Origin of the sequence: Umbribacter vaginalis (assembly GCA_001552935.1) — a bacterium.
Taxonomy (GTDB): domain Bacteria; phylum Actinomycetota; class Coriobacteriia; order Coriobacteriales; family Eggerthellaceae; genus Berryella; species Berryella vaginalis.
Genome location: KQ959713.1, coordinates 215,125 through 233,632 on the forward strand (window position 1 = coordinate 215,125; position 18,508 = coordinate 233,632).

Here is an 18,508-nt window from a genome sequence, read left to right on the forward strand (position 1 = left end):
CAGTGTCGTTTTAACTGGTAATTCAACAAATCACTCATGCAGCAAAAAGAGTATTAAGTTTTGGAGCAGTGTCGTTTTAACTGGTAATTCACCCATCTAGATAAAATGCTCACCGTTCACGCCATATTACAACTTGTTCACAGGTGCAGGAAAATTGTGGGTTTATTCATTTGTGCGTCCGAACTCACACAAAAGGCGTCATAATCGCATTTTGAATATCCACGAAAGGAACTGCATGTCTGGAACACAAAACCACGAAATACCTACGCAACGTGCTCATCATACCTCGCAATCAAAAACGAGCATTTCCCACACAAACAGCGCTTCTAACAGCACTTCTACCAGCATATCTACCGCACCTACACCCGATAACCCCAACGCAAGTTTCAACACCCTTGGCTTATCAGCCCAGGTAATGATGTCGCTTCGCGCGCTGCACTACACAACACCCACGCCTGTTCAGCAACAAGCCATTCCTGCCATCCTTGAAGGACGCGATGTGTGCGCAGCAGCTGCAACGGGAACAGGAAAAACAGCTGCATTCCTGTTGCCAGTACTCACTCACCTGCCTCACGGCAAACACATACGCTTACCAAAACAGCAAGGCACAACGCGCGCAAACACGCAAAACAGCAGGAAGAAAAACGGCAACGGCGTAAAGAACGGTTCTATCTCATGTAATAGCAAGCAGCACAACAACACACCAAGCACAACGGCACAGGCGCCGCAGCTTTTGGACGCTGCCACTCCTAGCTTGCTTGTGATAACTCCCACACGCGAGCTGGCAGAACAAATTGGCACAACCTGCGCTACCATCTGCCGCAACACACAACATCATCTTGCGGTTGTTTACGGAGGAACAAAATATCCGCCACAAATTACGAAACTGCGCTGCGGTGTTGATATCCTTATTGCCACGCCCGGCAGACTTATGGACCTACGTGAGCGCGGTGTTATCGACCTCAGCCGCGTGAGCACACTGGTTCTTGATGAAGCCGATCGCATGCTTGACATGGGCTTTTGGCCAGCTGTTCAGTCGATAATCGCAGACATTCCGCCCACACGCCAAACACTTCTTTTTTCTGCAACGCTCGACAAGAAAATTCTTGCAAAAATTCAGCCGATACTACACAACCCTGTTCGCATAGAAATTATCACGCACGGCGACACGGCAAAAACGGTTGATCAGTATATACTTCCTGTTCAGCACTCACAAAAACAAGAGTTGTTACATGCGCTGTTAATGGAAAAAGGCTTTGAAAAAGTAATCGTGTTTGCTCGCACAAAACATCGTGCAGAACATTGTTGCAAAATTCTACAGCGGGAAAAGTTTCGTGCAGAATCGATTCACTCCGATAAATCACAGGCAAACCGTAGAAAAGCACTTGAAAACTTCTCGAAAGGCAAAACAAATATTCTTGTTGCAACCGATGTGCTGGCACGCGGAATTGATGTTCCACAAGTAAACTACGTAGTAAATTTCGATTTACCCGACTTTCCTGACGACTACATTCATCGTATTGGGCGCACTGGCAGAGCAGGTGAAACAGGATTTGCCGTTTCGTTTGTAAGCCCTGAAAGTGTTAGTGCACTGCGCCAAATTCAACGCCTTATTCATACGGAATTGCCGCTCCTTCCCCTTGAAACAGTGCATATAGATGCCGCTATTTTAGAAGAACAACCCAATCATGTGCGTTCAGGTTTGCGTGCAGGGTTGCGCTCAGATGAACGTACGGGTGGGCGTACGAATAGGCATGCGGATGGACGTGCAGATGAGCACGCAGGTCGCACGCGTATGCATTTCACACGCGCGAACAAAGCTCCTGTTGTGCTGCGAGAACGCAACGAAAAACGAGTACGCAATGCCGCTTATAAAGATAGTAGCGCACGCACTGGTTCAAATCAGCAACGTGAAAAACCAAGCGGTGGTAAAAACTCAACATCACACAATAGAAAACCTAAAGGCGCACGGTTTAAGAACGCAACACTAAACAACGCACCAGGTAGCAACCCTAGAAGTGGAAAGCCAAAAGACACGCGTGTTAATAGCACGCAATCAAGCGGTGCGAAAAGCACCCACCCAAAAGGTTCAAAAGGGAAAAACACACATTTAAATGGTGAACGTGGTGCAGGCGCAAAAGCGAGAAACGCACGTTCAAACCATACAGGCGCAAAAGGCACGCGTTCAAACTATGCAGCATCATCGCACTATGCACAGTGCTCCGCTAAACCACAACGAAAGCGTTAGTCCAGTTCATACCAGCCCATCACCACTACCTACCAACACTATATCAGCGCGTGCGTAAATGGCACTGCCTTGCACGCGCACCCCTCACACATTTCTAAATTCATCTGTGCTTGCAAATAGCGTCACTGTCTTGCACGCGCACCCCTCACAGATCAATTCTCCTTCTATAACAAAAACTTCAAGGAAACTTCAAGGCACTGCCTTGCACGCGCACCCCTCACGAACAGTTTTGACACAAGCGTCTCTTTTATCGCTTGAAACAGCGAAAATCTATTACACTACATAACAGGTGACGTTCTAAAACACAACAAAACACACCTCTAGTTCCAACGACGAGAAAGGCTTGCGCACATGCAGACCGACATTGAAATTGCACAAAGTGCCACCGTTGAACCCATTGCAGCCGTAGCAGAAAAAGCAAACATTCCTTCACGCTATGTGGAGCCATACGGACGCAACAAGGCAAAAGTACATTACAACCTACTCTCCGATGACATTTTCTCCTCTGCAAACTTTGATGAGCCTGCCAGCGCATCTGCAAAGACCGACGTGTCCGCATCACACGATGCCACAGCAACGCCACACGCTGCACCCACATCAGCGTCAAACAACGCCGATGGTCATCTAGTGCTCGTAAGTGCTATCAACCCTACCAGTGCTGGAGAAGGTAAAACCACTACAACTGTTGGACTGGGTGATGCGCTGCGTCATATTGGAAAGCGCTCGTTTATTGCGCTACGCGAACCCTCATTGGGCCCTGTATTTGGTTTGAAAGGTGGAGCAGCAGGTGGCGGCTTTGCACAAGTTGTTCCCATGGAAGATATAAACCTGCACTTCACAGGAGATTTTGCTGCCATTAGCGCCGCAAACAATCTGCTGTGCGCCCTTATCGACAACCACATCCATCAAGGAAATGCCCTGAACATCGATACGCGCTCTATTACGTTTAAGCGCGTTATGGACATGAATGACCGCGCGCTGCGCCAAATTGTGGTAGGACTCGGCGGCAAAGCGAACGGCTTTACACGTGAAGAGGGCTTCGACATTACAGCTGCCTCAGAAGTAATGGCTATTTTGTGCTTAGCGAACGACCTACACGACCTTAAAGATCGCCTGGGCAACATTGTTATTGGCTACACCATGGACGGCAAACCGGTATGTGCTCGTGAACTACAAGCAGAGGGCGCAATGACAGCCCTGCTCAAAGACGCACTGAAGCCGAATTTGGTACAAACGCTTGAAGGAACACCGGCATTTGTACACGGAGGTCCTTTTGCAAATATCGCTCATGGATGCAACTCGGTAATTGCCACAAAAATGGCTCTTCAACTGGGAGAATATGCTGTAACGGAAGCTGGTTTTGGTGCCGATTTAGGTGCGGAAAAATTCATCGATATTACCTGTCGCACGGCGGGCCTTATGCCAGATGCGTGCGTTATCGTTGCAACTGTCCGCGCGCTGAAAATGCATGGCGGCGCAAGCAAAAACGAACTTGCAACGCCGAATAGCGCAGCTCTTGAAGCTGGTATTCCCCATCTTATGCAGCACTTAAACAATATGCAACGTGTATTTAACGTGCCATGCGTTGTTGCAATTAACAAATTTCCTACCGACACGCCCGAAGAACTGCAACTTATCGAAAATGCCTGCAAAAAACTGGGTGTTACCTGCGCGCTATCTGAAGTGTGGGAAAAGGGTGGCAAAGGCGGCATCGCGCTTGCAAACGCGGTTGTTGACGCATGCGAACACCACAACCAAACAGCACTTACGTTTGCCTATCAGCTATCAGGCTCTATTCAAGAAGCGATTAACACGCTTGCCGAACGCATTTATCATGCAGCAGGCGTTACCTACGCTCCTAAAGCAAGCAAAGAAATTGCACGCCTTGAAGAGCTTGGATTTGGCGATTTGCCCATTTGTGTTGCAAAAACACCTGCCAGCTTTAGCGACGATGCTACGCTGATAGGCGCACCGCGCGACTTCAAAATTTTCATTCGCGATGTAAAAGTAAGCGCTGGAGCAGGATTTATTGTAGTGTATGCGGGCAATGTAATGACAATGCCTGGCTTAGGCAAAAGTCCAGCAGCGCTGCGTATTGATGTTGACGATAGCGGCACTATCACAGGTTTGTTTTAAGGTGACACAGCACCAACACTCAACACCAACATGAAATAGCTCCTACCCAAGAAAGAATACTGCTATGACATCACAACAAGCAACCCAGCACACTGCAGCTCGTGAAGATACCGCACAACACGATGTGACGCGTCAAGATACAACTTCTGAACAGGCAAAACCATCCGAGGCAGTGCAACACCATACGGAACGTCACGCTGTACCCTCTGAACAGGCGCAACCTTGCGAGGCGGCTCAACAGCAATCAGCACTTCAACACACAACACTTAACGACTTCTCATGTGCGCTTGCATCATCAGCTCCAACGCCAGGTGGCGGCGGTGCGGCTGCGCTTGCAGGAGCGCTCGGTTCAAATCTTGTTGAAATGGTTGGCAACCTTACCACCGGCAAGAAAAAATACGCCGCGTTTGAAGATGAGCTCCAGCGCATCATTGCAACAGCCGAAGATCTTTCGCAAAAACTTCGTCTTGCTATAGACGAAGATGCAGCCGCATTTGCGCCCCTTGCCAAAGCCTATGGTATTCCAAAAGACGATCCCACGCGCGCAGAAACACTCGAAGCCGCCCTGCGAGCGGCGTGTAAACCACCAATGCACATTATTGAGCTGGCACTGCGTGCGCTCAACCTGCACGAACGCATGGCACTTATCGGTTCGCGACTGGTAATATCCGACTGTGGCGCGGGAGCTGTGTTGTGCAATGCCGCTGTTAATGCTGCAGCGTTTAGCGTGTTTGCGAACACAAAATTGATGGCGGACGAAACATATGCGCTCCACGTTCAAGAAACAACACAGCGTACCGTAGTAGAAGCACACGACAAAACACAGCGCATCTGTGCGATGGTAACGCGCTATCTCATTCGGGAAGGACGCTAACATGGCGAAACTCTTATCGGGAAAAGATGTTGCAGCAAGCCTCAATGAATCGCTTAAAAAACGTGTAGAGCAGCTAAAACAGCAGCATATACAGCCCACACTTGCCATTGTGCGTGTAGGCAATGACCCAAGCCAGTGCGCCTACGAGCGCGGAGCTATTAAACGCTGTGAAACCGTAGGAGTGACTGTTGAGCTACACACCTTAGAAACTACGCAAACGCAAGCCGATTTACTTGCTTGCATTCAGCAGCTAAACGCATCGCCTACCGTGCACGGCGTGTTGTTGCTCAGCCCCCTTCCCCATGGTTTTGACCTGCACGAAGCTACAGCATGTCTTGAACCACGCCTTGATGTCGATGGAACAACAAGCGGATCGCTTGCGCGCGTGTTTAGTGGCTCAGGCAACGGATTTGCACCTTGTACTGCGCAAGCGTGCATGGAAATTCTGCATCATTACAACATTGCGCTGGAAGGAAAAACAGTTGCCATCATTGGGCGCAGTTTGGTTGTTGGTCGCCCGGTAAGTATGCTGCTGTTGCACGAACACGCAACGCCCATCATCTGCCATTCGCGTACACAAAAGGCACATGAATTGGCAAAACAAGCCGATATTGTAATTGTAGCCATCGGGCGTGCGCAAGCAATTGGTGCTGAGTATTTTTCGGGCAATCAAGTAGTGATTGATGTTGGCACAAACTATTCAGAAGAAAAGCAAGGCTTGGTTGGAGATGTTGATTTCGATACCGTAGAGCCGCATGCTGAAGCTATTACACCTGTTCCTGGTGGAGTTGGCGCTGTCACAACCAGCGTGCTTGCCTTGCATGTTGTTGAAGCAGCAGAAAAGCGCTGTTCGCAGCAAGAATAAGCCCGCGGGGAACGTGTTCAAGCGAAACGCCGCGTGGCGCGCGCACGTAAGCGTGTTGAAACGCAACGAGGTGCACGGACGCTACGCGGCTGAACAGAAGCAACTATTGCTTGAACAGGAGCAGTACTTATTCGTGTGCAGTATCGCCTGCGCCTAACAGTAGCGCAGACAAATCTGCAACACTATCGCACCAATAATCAGGCTGTGACATTTCTTCAATTTGTGCACGCGGAGAAATTCCCCACGTTACCGCAACGGTGGTAACACCTGCTCCTGCTCCAGACATCATATCGTACGGGCTATCTCCCACAAACACTGCCTGATGAGCAGCCACATTCAAAAGTTCGCAAGCATGCAATACAGGACGAGCGTCGGGTTTCGTATACACGTAATTATCAGGCGATACTACAAAGTTAAAGAAGTGTTCAATTCCGCATTTGCGCAAGCCAACACGACAGGGTTGTTCGCGTTTACTGGTAACAACTGCAAGCGCTACACCACGCTTATGCAGTGCATCAAGCAGCTGATCCATGCCGCTAAACTTACGAACCATGCTCTCCAACAGCTGATTTGTCACTATGCGATATTCATTCAGCAGCTGCTCATAGCATGCTTCATCGCTGGTAAATTCGTGCAACTGTTCTTCAAGCGGCTTGCCAATACCGTGTACAAGCTGCTGTTCGCTAAACGTAGAGTTTGGCAACACACGGGGAAGCACCTGATGAAAGGTTTCAAGCAGCAATGCTTTTGTATCGACAAGCGTACCGTCATTATCAAACAGTACTGCTTTAATTCCCTGATCAATAAGTGGTTTCATGCAATACATCCTGGTTCTAATTCTTGAAAAGTAACGTATACGGATTAGGGTACGGCTGTGCAGACAACACAGGAGCGGCACTGCCAGATGAAGTTGATGTGTCTGCTACTGTATTTGTTGCTGTGTCTGCCTGCGATGCAGGGGAAGCAGCGTCTTGCGCGGATACGTGCGCAGTTGCCTGCACCGCTGCTTGCGTATGTGTTGTACGTTCCATCGCGCTCGTAGGAGCATCTTTATCTTCACGCACGCAACAATCAACAAGCTGTGCGGCACGCGTCACACGTTCTACCAGCTCATCAAGAGGAATTTCAGTTTTTTGACCTGTAGCACGCAGCTTCAACTCTGCGACACCTGCAGCTAAACCACGCTTTCCAATAATAATTTGCAACGGCCAACCGCATAAATCGGCATCATTAAATTTCACGCCAGGACGTTCGCTGCGATCATCGAGAGCAACTTCAACACCGCGCTGTGCAAACCTATCAGCAAGCTTATATGCTGTTTCCCACACATCGCTACCCTCTTTATCAAGCGGCAAAATAATTGCTTGAGCAGGAGCAACAGTGGCAGGCCACACAATGCCTGCATCGTCATGCATCTGTTCAACAATAGCAGCCATTGCACGCGAAACACCAACACCGTAGCAACCCATAATAAAAGGCTGCTCTTCTCCTTGCTCGTTCATAAATGTTGCGTGCATACTCTCGGAATATTTCACGCCAAGCTGAAATACCTGCGACACTTCAATGCCGCGAGCGCTTTTAAGCTTGCGTCCACAACACGGACACACATCACCAGCTTTTACTTCGCATACCGTACACCACGTATCGACGTTAAAATCGACACCATGACGTGCACCAATACGGTGGTAGCCATCGCGGTTAGCTCCTACTACCCATCCCTGAATATCCCACAACGATTCATCGGCAAAAATACGCACGTTATCAGGCAAGCCAACAGGACCAATCGAACCTTTTGGCAAGCCAAGTTCCTGAAGCTGCGCATCGTTCATAAGCGTAAATCCTGGTACAAGATGCTGAGCTTTAATATAATTCAGCTCATGATCGCCTGGAATAAAAAATGCAACAGGATTGCCATCTTTATCTGTTCCAACAAGCGCTTTTACACATTCGCACGGCGTTGCATGCAAAAATTGTGCTAAGTCTTCAATGCTATGAATACCCGGTGTTGCAAAAAATCCCTGCTCATCGGTTTCTTGTGTACCACGAAACGCCTTCGGATGCGAAAGACTATCGCCTGCTTCGACATCGGCAGCATAACCGCAGTCACAATATACAAGGGCAGCCTCACCAGCATCAGCAAGCGCCATAAACTCGGTGCTCACTTTGCCACCAATTTGCCCGCTATCAGCCTCAACAGCGCGCCACTCAAGCGACATTCTATCAAGCATGCGCGCATACGCAACACTGGTTTCGTCATACGTTTTCTGAAGCGATTCTTGCGTCTCATGAAAACTGTAACCATCGTTCATAACGAACTCACGTGAGCGCATAAGTCCAAATCGCGGACGAATTTCATCGCGATACTTCACCTGCTGTTGATATAAGTACACGGGCAGTTCTTTGTAAGAACGCACTTCGTTGCGCACCAGCGCGCAAATAAACTCTTCGTGTGTGGGTCCAAGACAAAACTGTGCGTCATGTCTATCGATAATACGCATAAGCTCGGGGCCGTAATCATCCCACCTGCCGCTTTCGTGCCATAATTCAGCAGGTTGCAGCAACGGCATAATAATCTGCTGGGCGCCAATAGCATCCATCTCGCTGCACACAATACGCGTAATGTTGTTCAAAACACGCATTCCCAGTGGCAAAAACGAATACAAGCCAGAACCCATCTTACGAATCATCCCAGCTCGCAGCAATAAACGATGACTTGCAAGCTCGGCATCGCTGGGCGTTTCTTTTAAGGTTGGCGCATAATAGCGCGACAAATACAAAACAGCGGCTTGTGGTTTCATAAGCGGTCAATCTCCTCTTTCAGCGCTTCAACTACTTCATCTTCGCGTACTTTTTTTATCACTTTACCTTTGCGGAATAAAACACCCTGCCCTTTGCCACAAGCAACGCCAAGATCAGCATCACTTGCTTCACCAGGGCCATTTACAACACAACCCATAACAGCTACACGCAGCGTTTTATGAACTGTTTGCAAATATGCCTCAACTTCACTGGCAAGAGCAATAAGGTCAACTTGGCAGCGCCCACACGTCGGACAACTAATGATTTCCGATCCGCGCTTGCGAATGCCCAGCGCACTTAACAGCGTCCAACACGCACGCACTTCCTTTTCAGGCTTATCAGTAAGCGAAATACGCATCGTATCGCCAATTCCTTCTTGAAGCAGTATACCTAATCCGGCGGCTGATTTGATGAGTCCCTGAAAACTTGTGCCTGCTTCGGTAATGCCAATATGCAAGGGTATATCAGGCATAATACGCGAAAGAATGCGATACGTTTCCACGGTATCGCATACATCGTGAGCTTTTGCACTTACGACCAAATCGGTAAAACCATAGTGCTTACAATGTAAAACGTAATCGTATGCCGATTGCGCCAGCTTTTGCGAAAGACTTAAATCGCTACGTGCTGCAAGCTGCTTATCAAGCGAGCCTGCATTCACGCCAATGCGAATAGGAATACCTGCTTGACCAGCGGCATCAAGTACGCGATCGGTTTTTTCCCAACTCCCAATATTACCAGGATTGATGCGCAACTTTGACGCACCGCGCTTCGCAGCCTCAATAGCAATACCAGCATCAAAATGAACATCGGCAACAATAGGAACAGGCGAGCGCGAACATACTTCCTCGAATACATCAAGGCAGCTACGGCGTGGAATTGCCATACGAATCACTTCGCACCCAGCCTGTACAAGTGTATCAATTTGTGCAAGATTTTCTTCTGCACTTTGCGCAGATGCGTTCAACATCGATTGCACAACCACAGGCGCACCACCGCCAAGCGCAACTGAACCTACCTGTACGCGATGTGTTTTTTCGCGCGCAAGAGGCATGCGCAAGTCGTCTGGGTTATACAGTGTTGTAATGTCAGTCATTTATTGCAAGCTCCTTGATGATACATGCTGTTCATTACTCTATGCCGCTTATCGCGAAAGGACATTCATCGATTGCACTCCCCGATGTAGTGTTCATCGACAAGTTGTTTCTTAATGTGCTGTTCATCGATGCACCATTCCTTGACATACTGTTCACCGATTGGGCGCTTCCCGGTGTGCAATCCATTACTGTAGAGCTCCTAACACAAACCGCTGAATATCATGCATGAACATAAACACAAAAAACGCAATAAAAATAACCACGCCAACCGTTGAAACCCCGTTCATAATGCGTTTGCCTAAATTGCGGCCCATCAGTTTTTGCACCACTTCCAGTGCGAAACGACCCCCATCAAGAGGCGGAATAGGAATAAGGTTCATCACACCCAGCGACACGGAAATCATTGCCATGAACGATAAAAAGCTTACAAGGCCATGTTCTGCAGCTGTTTTGGAAATCACGGCAATGCCAATGACCGAGGCGGAATTTTGTACGGTTTCGGCGGCAGTTTGCGGGTTGAACAGGTGCAACACCGACACAACCGCCATGCCGATAAACGAGAAACCCGCTTGAATGGATTGCAAGGGGTTCAAGAAGCGATGCACCACTTCCCCCGTTGCGTGATTAACCACGTCAACGCCCAAAATCGAGTAAATTACCACGAACGCAAGCAAACCGAACAGCAAATTTACGGCAACGCCCGCCACCAAAATGACGCTGCGCTTCCAAAAAGGGATGCTGCGATACTGCTGTGCCAATTCGTAGCGGTAGAAATTCTCGAATGCGGAATCGCTGCAAAACGACATCGCTTCGCCTTGAGCACGCTGTGCAGGAACTAAAATTCCCTGCTTTGAACAGCGTTTTTTTACGCGCGCACTGGGCAAGCACGCCGCCAGTTGAAACACCGCATCGTTATTCACTTTGCGCGGCGATTTAATGCTGCCCCAGTCTTCCAGCTGTTCAAATGCAGCAACCACGTCCTCAACAGGCAATGAGCACTCCTGCGCAACCTGATTAACCGAAGCTTCACCATGCGTTGCAATAAAACGCAGCACATCTTTGGTATGCGGATGAATTTCGCCAGGCTCCATGCCACAAATACGTGCATAGCCTCCCAACAGCACCGCCGTTACACCAAAGCGCGTTTCGCCGCGCGTAAAACCAAGCGACGGCCCAGGTAGACCAATCATAAACTCGCTCACGCGCACGCCAAAGGCACGCGCAGCCAAAAAGTGCCCGCCTTCGTGGATAAAAACAAGAAAGCCCAGCGAGAGCGTTGCATATATAATCATTAACAGTACGTCCACGTAGTTACCTTTCATTATCACAGCGTGCAAGCGCATTTTGCGCGCGGGCTTAAGCTTTGCTTGAGCACTATTGCACACGTCAGTTCTATCAGCAAAACGATACCACAAGGGAACACAAGCACGCGCCAGTATTTGCGGCACGAGACAGAAAACGCACGTCAGATGGCATTTCCTTATTCACGTTCCCCACGTGCCGCAGCATATTGCGTGCAGCAGCGCACGGTTAGCAGCGCCATGCTCCTGCTACGCAAGGCCACGCATGTGTTGGTGCTGCTCAAAAGCAATACCAAGAACGCTACACGCTCGGTGGCGCGCTTCGGTATCAATAGCTTCAAGCTGCTGAATTGACTCTTGTTCATAGTGTATCTGATGTTCCAAAACAGTTTCAACACAACGCGCAATATCCGTATAAGCACACGCTCCGTTCAAAAACGCGTACACCGCAACTTCATTGGCAGCATTCATCACGCACGGATGCACGCCTCCCTGCTTGCCAGCCTGATACGCTAGCTTCAGCAGCGGAAATGTCGTAGTATCAGGAGCTTTGAACGTAAGCTGCGAAAGCGTGGTGAAATCGAGCGGTGCAACAGGCGCACTCCAACGCTGCGGATACGAAAGCGCGTACTGAATGGGAATACGCATATCGGTTGTTCCCATGTGCGCTTTTACGCTACCGTCCACAAATTCCACCATCGAGTGAATCAGCGATTGAGGCTGTACCACAACAGAAATACGATCGTAGGGCATGTTGAATAAGTGGTGCGCTTCAATAACTTCAAGCCCCTTGTTCATAAGTGTTGACGAGTCGATAGAAATTTTTGCGCCCATGTGCCACGTGGGATGCGCAAGTGCTTGAACAGGCGTAATGTTGCGTAACTGGCCAAGCGTTTTGCCGAGAAACGGACCACCTGACGCCGTAAGCCACAAGCGCGCAACCTCGGCGTGCTGTTCGCCAACCAGGCACTGAAAAATGGCGCCGTGTTCAGAATCGATTGGCAACAAAGTTCCGGTGGTGTGCGCAAGACGCATAAGAATATCACCACCCACAACCAGCGACTCTTTATTCGCAAGCGCCAAAGTTTTTCCTGCTTGCAGCGCTGCTTCACTCACGCGCAAGCCAACAGCTCCCACAAGCGCATTTACTACGATATCGGCTTCAGGACATGTTGCAAGTGCAAGCAGCGCTTCCATGCCATAATGTGGCAGGTCATCGGTGCTCTCATGCGCACACGACGAAAGTTCATTGGTACGTTCATGATTGGTACGTTCAAGTGCAGATGGAGGCACATCGCTTGCGTTATCGTATGAATACTGCAACGTTTTACCTGAACGTAATGACGTTTGTGCGGTGCAAAGATAATGCTCAAAAGCATCGTTATCGGCGCTGTTTTTTGGAACACTCGCCAGCGCAACTCTTTGTACCCCATGGCGTTTTGCTTGCTCTATAAGGGCACCGACATGCGTATTCGCCGATAAGCCAACGCAGCGCAATTCGCGAGAATGCTGTTCAATAACATCAAGCGTTTGTGTGCCAATAGAGCCTGTTGATCCAAGAACAACCACACGGCGTGGCATTTTTGTTGACGTAAAGGGTATTTCTTGCTCGTCTACAGCACCTGTCTTTGACATAGTTTCACACTTTCTCGTTGCCTATCAGCGCTTACTCGCTGCATATTTTCACCATGCACTCTTACCATGCCATCAGCGCCTGTCACATGTTCTTGGTGCGAATGAGCAGCTTACCCTTCATTTCTGCTGTTTATTGCACGTATGCTCAATCACTCACGTATTTAAGCTGCATCTCGTTATACCAGCTGCACATATCCCAGAAGCGTTAACAGCATGACTGATGCGGTAGCTGCTGTCATAAGAGAATCACAACGGTCAAATAGTCCTCCATGACCAGGCATAATAGTTCCTGAGTCTTTGAAACCAACACTGCGCTTAATGCGGCTTTCGCACAAATCGCCTAACACGCCGCACAAGCCTGCCACAAATCCGATAAGCAAAAGATGTACCACGTGAAAATGAACATCAGGCACAAATAACAGTAAACACCAGCTGAGCGCCGAGCACACCAAGCCTGCAATAAAGCCTTCCCACGTTTTATTGGGAGAAGTATGGGGTGCAAGGCGATGCTTGCCAAACGTGCGTCCAATAAGGTAAGCACCAACATCATTTGCCCAAATACTAATGAAAATAACCAGCACAATAAAGCCTGCCCACTCAACATCAAACGAGCGGCGCAGTAGCATAATGCCTGCTAATTGCCCTCCCGTATACAGAAATCCAAAAATACTTCCTCCAACATCGGCAATGCGCGCACGACGCCAGAATACATACCATACGGTGAGCACCAACATAATTGCCAATATAACGCCCATCATGCCTTTTAAGCCTTGAACATATGCAGCAATAGGAAGCAGCGCTGCGCCGATAACACCTATCCATTCATTAGGCATTTTAGCGTCATTGCGCAACATGTAATAGAATTCAGCGGCACATAAACCAGCCGTAATTGACAGAAATGCCATCGTAGCAAAATTACCAGCAAGAATGGTACTTACGGCAACAGCAACGTATATAACTCCAGTACGTAAACGTATTTGGAAACTGCTTGCATTTTTAAACTTCTGCGGTGTTTTCGCATAGGCAATTTCTTTAACACGCTTGGCCTTTTGACGGCACTGTTCGCGGCGGGAAGGAGTATGTTGTTTGTTATCCTTCATTATTGTTGCACCTGTTAAACAGCACCAAAACGGCGGTCACGTTTTTGGAATTCAAGCAAGCAGCGCAAAAACTCGTAACGGTCGAAATCGGGCCATAATACACTGCTCGAAATAAGCTCCGCATATGCCGCTTGCCATAACAAAAAATTCGATAAACGCAGCTCACCTGACGTACGAATAATAAGATCAGGATCGGGCAGCCCGCGCGTGTATAGATGCTGTTCAATATCGTCTTCGGTGATTTTAACCGTGTCCGACGGCACACCCGAGAGAGAACCCAGCTCACAAGCCGACGATGAACCCAAGGTAGCTACCGACGGCGAACCTGACGCCGCACCCGAAAGTACATCAGATGCACCACCCGCCGCCCCCTGCGACAATGCACGCTGAACATGCTGGTCAACAAGCTGTTGCGTTGCACGCACCAGCTCGCTTCGCGCTCCATAATTGATGGCAACAACCAGCGTCATCCCTGTATTCTGGCACGTTTTTTCGTATGCTTCTTCAAACGCGATACGTGTTTGTGCAGGCAGAACACCCATATTACCAATTGTCATGATGCGCACATTTTCTTTATGCAGCTCGTCGACTTCTTTCAGCATGGTTGTTGCAAACAAATTCATTAAACCTGACACTTCGTCAGCAGGTCTACGCCAATTTTCCGACGAAAACGAATAAATGGTAAGATAATGAACGCCTATATCATTAGCGCAACGAATAAGCTCACGAACAGCTTCTATGCCAGCTCGATGGCCCAATAAACGCTGCAGCGCGCGCTTCTTTGCCCACCTGCCGTTTCCATCCATAATGACAGCAACATGAGCCGGAATCTTCTCGCAATCAAGCGCAGAAATATCTATATCATCTGGTACATGTGGAAATATATACGTCAGTGGCTTTTGCAACATGCTTAAATTTCCATCACTTCAGCTTCTTTTTTCTTGAGCGCAGCATCAACGCGTGCGATATACGTATCCGTTTGTTTTTGCACATCAGCCTCAGCACGATGCTGCTCATCTTCAGGCAGCGAATCAGCTTTCACCTGCTTTTCGATAGCTGAATTGGCATCACGACGTGCATTGCGAATAGCCACGCGTGCTTCTTCTGCATATGAACGACACTGTTTAGCTAACTCTTTGCGGCGCTCTTCAGTAAGGGAAGGAAAAGGCAAACGCACCACTGAACCGTCATTGGATGGTGTTACGCCTAAATCACTTTCAAGAATTGCCTGTTCAATAGCACGCAAAACACCCTTATCCCACGGCTCAATAACAAGCATATGCGCATCGGGCGATTTTATGCCAGCAAGCTGGTTAATAGGTGTTGGCGTTCCATAATACTCAACACGAATTTTATCGAGAACCATTGCATTAGCGCGCCCTGTTCTTACCCCTGCAAATGCAGTTTCAAGCGAATGAAGCGCATCATCCATACGCTGGTTTGCTTTTGCAATATGTTCTTGCATAATAATCTCCTTTATAGCTTATTCTTGGTAGCTTGTTACACGTATAACAAGCTTTTTGCCTACAGAGTTTTATATCGCTGCTAACACGTAATCTCCGATACATACGCTGGTGGCAGCATGAGCGCCGTTCTTGATGCCTGTCGCATACACTATTCCTCGTGCTTGTGCTGGTGGCAGCATGAGCGCTCTCGTTGCTGCATGTACTGACATCGTTCTTGATAGCTTTCCTGACACCGCCAATAAAACCTTGCATGTAATATTACACTTCATGTGCCTATTTTGCGTCATCATTTTGGTATACGGTTGTTCCTACCGCTTCACCTTTCAAAACACGGGCAATATTGCCATCGTTCATCAAATTAAACACAACAAGCGGCATATTGTTATCCATGCAAAGCGACGTTGCAGTTGCATCCATAACGTGCAAGTTTTGCGTAAGAACCTCGCGATACGTAATGCGATCAAAGCGGCGCGCCGATGGATTTTTCACCGGATCGCTTTCATAAATGCCGTCAACTTTGGTAGCTTTCAGCAAGCAATCACAATCAAGCTCACAAGCACGCAAGGCAGCTGTTGTATCGGTAGTAAAATATGGATTACCTGTTCCAGCAGCTAAAATTACAACACGACCCTTTTCAAGATGGCGAATAGCACGGCGGCGAATGAACGGTTCGGATACTTCTTGCATATTGATAGCGCTTTGCACGCGCGAGAAAATACCGTGGCGCTCGAAAGCATCTTGCAGCGCAAGCGCATTCATAACCGTTGCCAACATGCCGATGTAGTCGGCCTGTGCGCGATCCATGCCTTCCGCAGAACCTGCCATACCGCGAAAAATATTACCACCGCCAATAACAACGGCAAGCTGCACACCTGCATTGACGATAGGATGAATTTGTTGTGCCAAACTGTTCACAACACTGGGGTCGATACCATATCCCATACTTCCTGCAAGGGCTTCCCCTGATAATTTCAACAAAACGCGCTTGTAGATATAATCGTCGGACATGGGTCTCCTATCTCGCGACTTATCGTTACATATAGAGTACCAGTTGCATTGCATGTTGTTGCATTGCACCTATAGTAACGAATTTGTGCGCAAGATAACGCGCGAGCACAAAACGAGCAACGAAAAACCACGGCATAAAGCACGGGAGAACGCACGCAGAACGCACGGTGCGACCATCAAGCTCAGGAACAGGTGTTTTTCGCAACGTCACGTTCCTATGCAACACGCAAACAGTGCAACACCAAAAACGCGTCTTACTCAAGGGCTCATTACATGTGCAAAAGCACACGCTCCGGATCAAGTAGAAAATCGAGCACGCCTATCACACGCACACCTTCCTCGGTATACCACGGTATAGTAGAACCTCCCACAAGGATAACTTTACTAAAAGCATCCGGTATAGTAAGAAATATCACAGCATCACGCAACAAAACTGCCAGAACAATCTGAGCGTAACGAAATAAAAAAAGAGTGCTTTGCCAATGCAAAACACTCTTTAGAACAGCCACGATACGCAAGAAACGCAGTATCAAACAACACAGTTCTTACACAATGAGAACTGCAACACAACACATTTAGTGCTTTGATACAACAACTTCCAAGCGAGCAGGCGTTGTTGCAAGCACTTCATGTACCGCACCAGGTGCCATAAAAATGAAATCGCCAGCGTGCATATGATGCAGCGTTCCTTCAAGTGTGAAATCAAGTTCGCCCTCAAGGCACGTTGCAATAGCGCAGTTCGGCGCCTTGTGCTCTTTCAGCATGCCGCCTTTTGCAAACGCGAACGCGCGCACCAGCATGCAATCGCTTTCGTGGGCAATGATGCCGTTAAAGCCCTCAGCAGGATAAGCAACATCTTGGAATACACCAAGCACGGCGCCCGATGTCTTCGATGAATGGTTTCCGCAGCTGCATGAATGTGAATTGGTCGTCATAATAATCTCCTTTTCCTATGATGAACGAACAATGTTAGTACTATCGCGCACATACAAACACAAACGTGCGAACGATGTGCTGATATGCGCGTTGTTACAACAGTTTGTGCGCTTTCACGGCGCACCTTACAGCGGTTGGGCGATGCGCGCCTGATAGCGCGCTTCCGCGCCGAACCTTACAGCGGTTTGCGCACAACAAATGCTATGCCGCGCAAATATTCACGATACTTGCCAAACGTTTGCTTCATTTCCATAACGCGTTCTTTTGCGCCAGGAATGGTTGCCATATTATGCATAATCACACGAGCGCGCTCTTTGCCCTCATCAGCCATAACACGTTCAGGCTCCATAAGAAGCATAGGAGCTGCCTCGCTCCATTCAAACTGAAAACCAGCTTGCTCAAGAAGTGCCAACCATTCGTGTTTTGTAGCTGGTCGAGCATTTACTTTAATAGCACGTGAAACGTCAGTACGGATATCATTTTTGATAGTTTCATCAAGCGAATCGGGCTCGAGCCCAAGCTCGTGAAGTGCATAGTGGCCACCTGGGCGCAGCACACGAAACGCTTCCTTCATAATGGCAAGCTTGTCTTCGTCACTTTGCATCGACAAAATTGCCTCGCCTACGACCACATCAACACTTTCAGCAGGCAAATGGGTGTCTTGCGCGTTTGCAAGACGAACTTCACCATAATCGCGCACAATGTTGTTAACAATGTCAACAACGTCGGCATTGCGATCAATTCCCACATAGGAGTGCGGTTTATGCGCGATGATTTCCTCGGCGGTACGCCCAATGCCAGGTGCAAACTCGCACACATCAGCATTATCAAGATGCGCCTTATTCAACATTGCTTGCGTAAGCGCTAACCCGCCAGGACGCAAAACACGCCTGCCCAAGCGTGCAAGCAGCCAGTGTCCTGGAACCGTTGCAATATCTTTGTCTTCAAATTGATGATCTTGCGCGGCAATGGTTGCAGCATTTGAGCTATCCTGTGCGTTAGCAGATGATACTGGCGCTGAATGTACTTCACTATTCATACTA

At 48.6% G+C, this 18,508-nt stretch carries 17 protein-coding genes; 4 read left to right on the forward strand and 13 right to left on the reverse strand.

The window, feature by feature from the left end; all coding sequences use genetic code 11:
* Positions 1 to 235 precede the first annotated feature (235 nt).
* From HMPREF3190_RS07065 to HMPREF3190_RS07080, 4 genes are all read left to right on the forward strand, one after another.
* Complete coding sequence (locus tag HMPREF3190_RS07065; protein ID WP_066781697.1) at positions 236 to 2,248, forward strand: DEAD/DEAH box helicase; 2,013 nt, start codon at positions 236 to 238, stop codon at positions 2,246 to 2,248.
* 351 nt (positions 2,249 to 2,599) lie between these two features.
* Positions 2,600 to 4,384, forward strand: coding sequence for a formate--tetrahydrofolate ligase (locus HMPREF3190_RS07070; RefSeq protein WP_066781699.1), 1,785 nt, complete (start codon positions 2,600 to 2,602; stop codon positions 4,382 to 4,384).
* 64 nt (positions 4,385 to 4,448) lie between these two features.
* Positions 4,449 to 5,258: a cyclodeaminase/cyclohydrolase family protein gene (locus tag HMPREF3190_RS07075; protein WP_066781701.1), complete on the forward strand. Its 810-nt coding sequence runs from the start codon at positions 4,449 to 4,451 to the stop codon at positions 5,256 to 5,258.
* Between the two features lies 1 nt (position 5,259).
* Positions 5,260 to 6,123, forward strand: a complete 864-nt coding sequence (locus tag HMPREF3190_RS07080; RefSeq protein ID WP_066781703.1) for a bifunctional 5,10-methylenetetrahydrofolate dehydrogenase/5,10-methenyltetrahydrofolate cyclohydrolase — start codon at positions 5,260 to 5,262, stop codon at positions 6,121 to 6,123.
* A 127-nt stretch (positions 6,124 to 6,250) separates the two neighbouring features.
* Here the strand turns inward: HMPREF3190_RS07080 and HMPREF3190_RS07085 are convergent, their stop codons facing one another.
* The 13 genes from HMPREF3190_RS07085 to HMPREF3190_RS07150 all read right to left on the reverse strand — a co-directional run bounded on the left by HMPREF3190_RS07085 (position 6,251) and on the right by HMPREF3190_RS07150 (position 18,504).
* Positions 6,251 to 6,940: an HAD family hydrolase gene (locus HMPREF3190_RS07085; protein WP_055348408.1), complete on the reverse strand. Its 690-nt coding sequence runs from the start codon at positions 6,938 to 6,940 to the stop codon at positions 6,251 to 6,253.
* Between the two features lie 16 nt (positions 6,941 to 6,956).
* Positions 6,957 to 8,921, reverse strand: coding sequence for a proline--tRNA ligase (locus tag HMPREF3190_RS07090; RefSeq protein ID WP_082715231.1), 1,965 nt, complete (start codon positions 8,919 to 8,921; stop codon positions 6,957 to 6,959).
* Positions 8,918 to 10,018, reverse strand: a complete 1,101-nt coding sequence (ispG, locus tag HMPREF3190_RS07095; RefSeq protein WP_082715232.1) for a flavodoxin-dependent (E)-4-hydroxy-3-methylbut-2-enyl-diphosphate synthase — start codon at positions 10,016 to 10,018, stop codon at positions 8,918 to 8,920. Before ispG ends, HMPREF3190_RS07090 begins: the two co-directional genes overlap by 4 nt.
* A 186-nt stretch (positions 10,019 to 10,204) precedes the next feature.
* The gene (locus tag HMPREF3190_RS07100) at positions 10,205 to 11,341 is read right to left on the reverse strand and encodes a site-2 protease family protein (RefSeq protein WP_449676407.1); all 1,137 of its coding nucleotides are present in this window, start codon (positions 11,339 to 11,341) and stop codon (positions 10,205 to 10,207) included.
* A gap of 228 nt (positions 11,342 to 11,569) precedes the next feature.
* Positions 11,570 to 12,955: a 1-deoxy-D-xylulose-5-phosphate reductoisomerase gene (gene dxr, locus HMPREF3190_RS07105; RefSeq protein ID WP_449676409.1), complete on the reverse strand. Its 1,386-nt coding sequence runs from the start codon at positions 12,953 to 12,955 to the stop codon at positions 11,570 to 11,572.
* A 176-nt stretch (positions 12,956 to 13,131) separates the two neighbouring features.
* The gene (locus HMPREF3190_RS07110) at positions 13,132 to 14,055 is read right to left on the reverse strand and encodes a phosphatidate cytidylyltransferase (protein WP_066781705.1); all 924 of its coding nucleotides are present in this window, start codon (positions 14,053 to 14,055) and stop codon (positions 13,132 to 13,134) included.
* 14 nt (positions 14,056 to 14,069) lie between these two features.
* Positions 14,070 to 14,963, reverse strand: coding sequence for a polyprenyl diphosphate synthase (gene uppS / locus HMPREF3190_RS07115; RefSeq protein ID WP_156425757.1), 894 nt, complete (start codon positions 14,961 to 14,963; stop codon positions 14,070 to 14,072).
* A 2-nt stretch (positions 14,964 to 14,965) separates the two neighbouring features.
* Positions 14,966 to 15,520: a ribosome recycling factor gene (frr, locus tag HMPREF3190_RS07120; protein WP_066781707.1), complete on the reverse strand. Its 555-nt coding sequence runs from the start codon at positions 15,518 to 15,520 to the stop codon at positions 14,966 to 14,968.
* 69 nt (positions 15,521 to 15,589) lie between these two features.
* A complete protein-coding gene (locus tag HMPREF3190_RS07745; protein WP_449676411.1) occupies positions 15,590 to 15,790 on the reverse strand; it encodes a hypothetical protein in 201 nt (66 codons plus the stop codon).
* Between the two features lie 4 nt (positions 15,791 to 15,794).
* A complete protein-coding gene (pyrH, locus tag HMPREF3190_RS07130) occupies positions 15,795 to 16,529 on the reverse strand; it encodes a UMP kinase (RefSeq protein WP_066781711.1) in 735 nt (244 codons plus the stop codon).
* 269 nt (positions 16,530 to 16,798) lie between these two features.
* Positions 16,799 to 16,945: a hypothetical protein gene (locus tag HMPREF3190_RS07750; protein WP_449676413.1), complete on the reverse strand. Its 147-nt coding sequence runs from the start codon at positions 16,943 to 16,945 to the stop codon at positions 16,799 to 16,801.
* Positions 16,946 to 17,104: 159 nt separating this feature from the next.
* On the reverse strand, positions 17,105 to 17,464 hold the full coding sequence (locus tag HMPREF3190_RS07145; protein ID WP_055348234.1) for a cupin domain-containing protein: 360 nt from the start codon (positions 17,462 to 17,464) through the stop codon (positions 17,105 to 17,107).
* Positions 17,465 to 17,640: 176 nt separating this feature from the next.
* Positions 17,641 to 18,504, reverse strand: a complete 864-nt coding sequence (locus HMPREF3190_RS07150; RefSeq protein WP_082715233.1) for a class I SAM-dependent methyltransferase — start codon at positions 18,502 to 18,504, stop codon at positions 17,641 to 17,643.
* Positions 18,505 to 18,508: the final 4 nt, after the last annotated feature.

Bases quoted from the DNA above. Each gene is read 5' to 3' on its own strand.
- HMPREF3190_RS07065 (WP_066781697.1), top strand. From the start codon at position 236: ATGTCTGGAACACAAAACCACGAAATACCTACGCAACGTGCTCATCAT.
- HMPREF3190_RS07070 (WP_066781699.1), top strand. From the start codon at position 2,600: ATGCAGACCGACATTGAAATTGCACAAAGTGCCACCGTTGAACCCATT.
- HMPREF3190_RS07075 (WP_066781701.1), top strand. From the start codon at position 4,449: ATGACATCACAACAAGCAACCCAGCACACTGCAGCTCGTGAAGATACC.
- HMPREF3190_RS07080 (WP_066781703.1), top strand. From the start codon at position 5,260: ATGGCGAAACTCTTATCGGGAAAAGATGTTGCAGCAAGCCTCAATGAA.
- HMPREF3190_RS07085 (WP_055348408.1), bottom strand. From the start codon at position 6,940: ATGAAACCACTTATTGATCAGGGAATTAAAGCAGTACTGTTTGATAAT.
- HMPREF3190_RS07090 (WP_082715231.1), bottom strand. From the start codon at position 8,921: ATGAAACCACAAGCCGCTGTTTTGTATTTGTCGCGCTATTATGCGCCA.
- ispG (WP_082715232.1), bottom strand. From the start codon at position 10,018: ATGACTGACATTACAACACTGTATAACCCAGACGACTTGCGCATGCCT.
- HMPREF3190_RS07100 (WP_449676407.1), bottom strand. From the start codon at position 11,341: ATGAAAGGTAACTACGTGGACGTACTGTTAATGATTATATATGCAACG.
- dxr (WP_449676409.1), bottom strand. From the start codon at position 12,955: ATGTCAAAGACAGGTGCTGTAGACGAGCAAGAAATACCCTTTACGTCA.
- HMPREF3190_RS07110 (WP_066781705.1), bottom strand. From the start codon at position 14,055: ATGAAGGATAACAAACAACATACTCCTTCCCGCCGCGAACAGTGCCGT.
- uppS (WP_156425757.1), bottom strand. From the start codon at position 14,963: ATGTTGCAAAAGCCACTGACGTATATATTTCCACATGTACCAGATGAT.
- frr (WP_066781707.1), bottom strand. From the start codon at position 15,520: ATGCAAGAACATATTGCAAAAGCAAACCAGCGTATGGATGATGCGCTT.
- HMPREF3190_RS07745 (WP_449676411.1), bottom strand. From the start codon at position 15,790: ATGAAGTGTAATATTACATGCAAGGTTTTATTGGCGGTGTCAGGAAAG.
- pyrH (WP_066781711.1), bottom strand. From the start codon at position 16,529: ATGTCCGACGATTATATCTACAAGCGCGTTTTGTTGAAATTATCAGGG.
- HMPREF3190_RS07145 (WP_055348234.1), bottom strand. From the start codon at position 17,464: ATGACGACCAATTCACATTCATGCAGCTGCGGAAACCATTCATCGAAG.
- HMPREF3190_RS07150 (WP_082715233.1), bottom strand. From the start codon at position 18,504: ATGAATAGTGAAGTACATTCAGCGCCAGTATCATCTGCTAACGCACAG.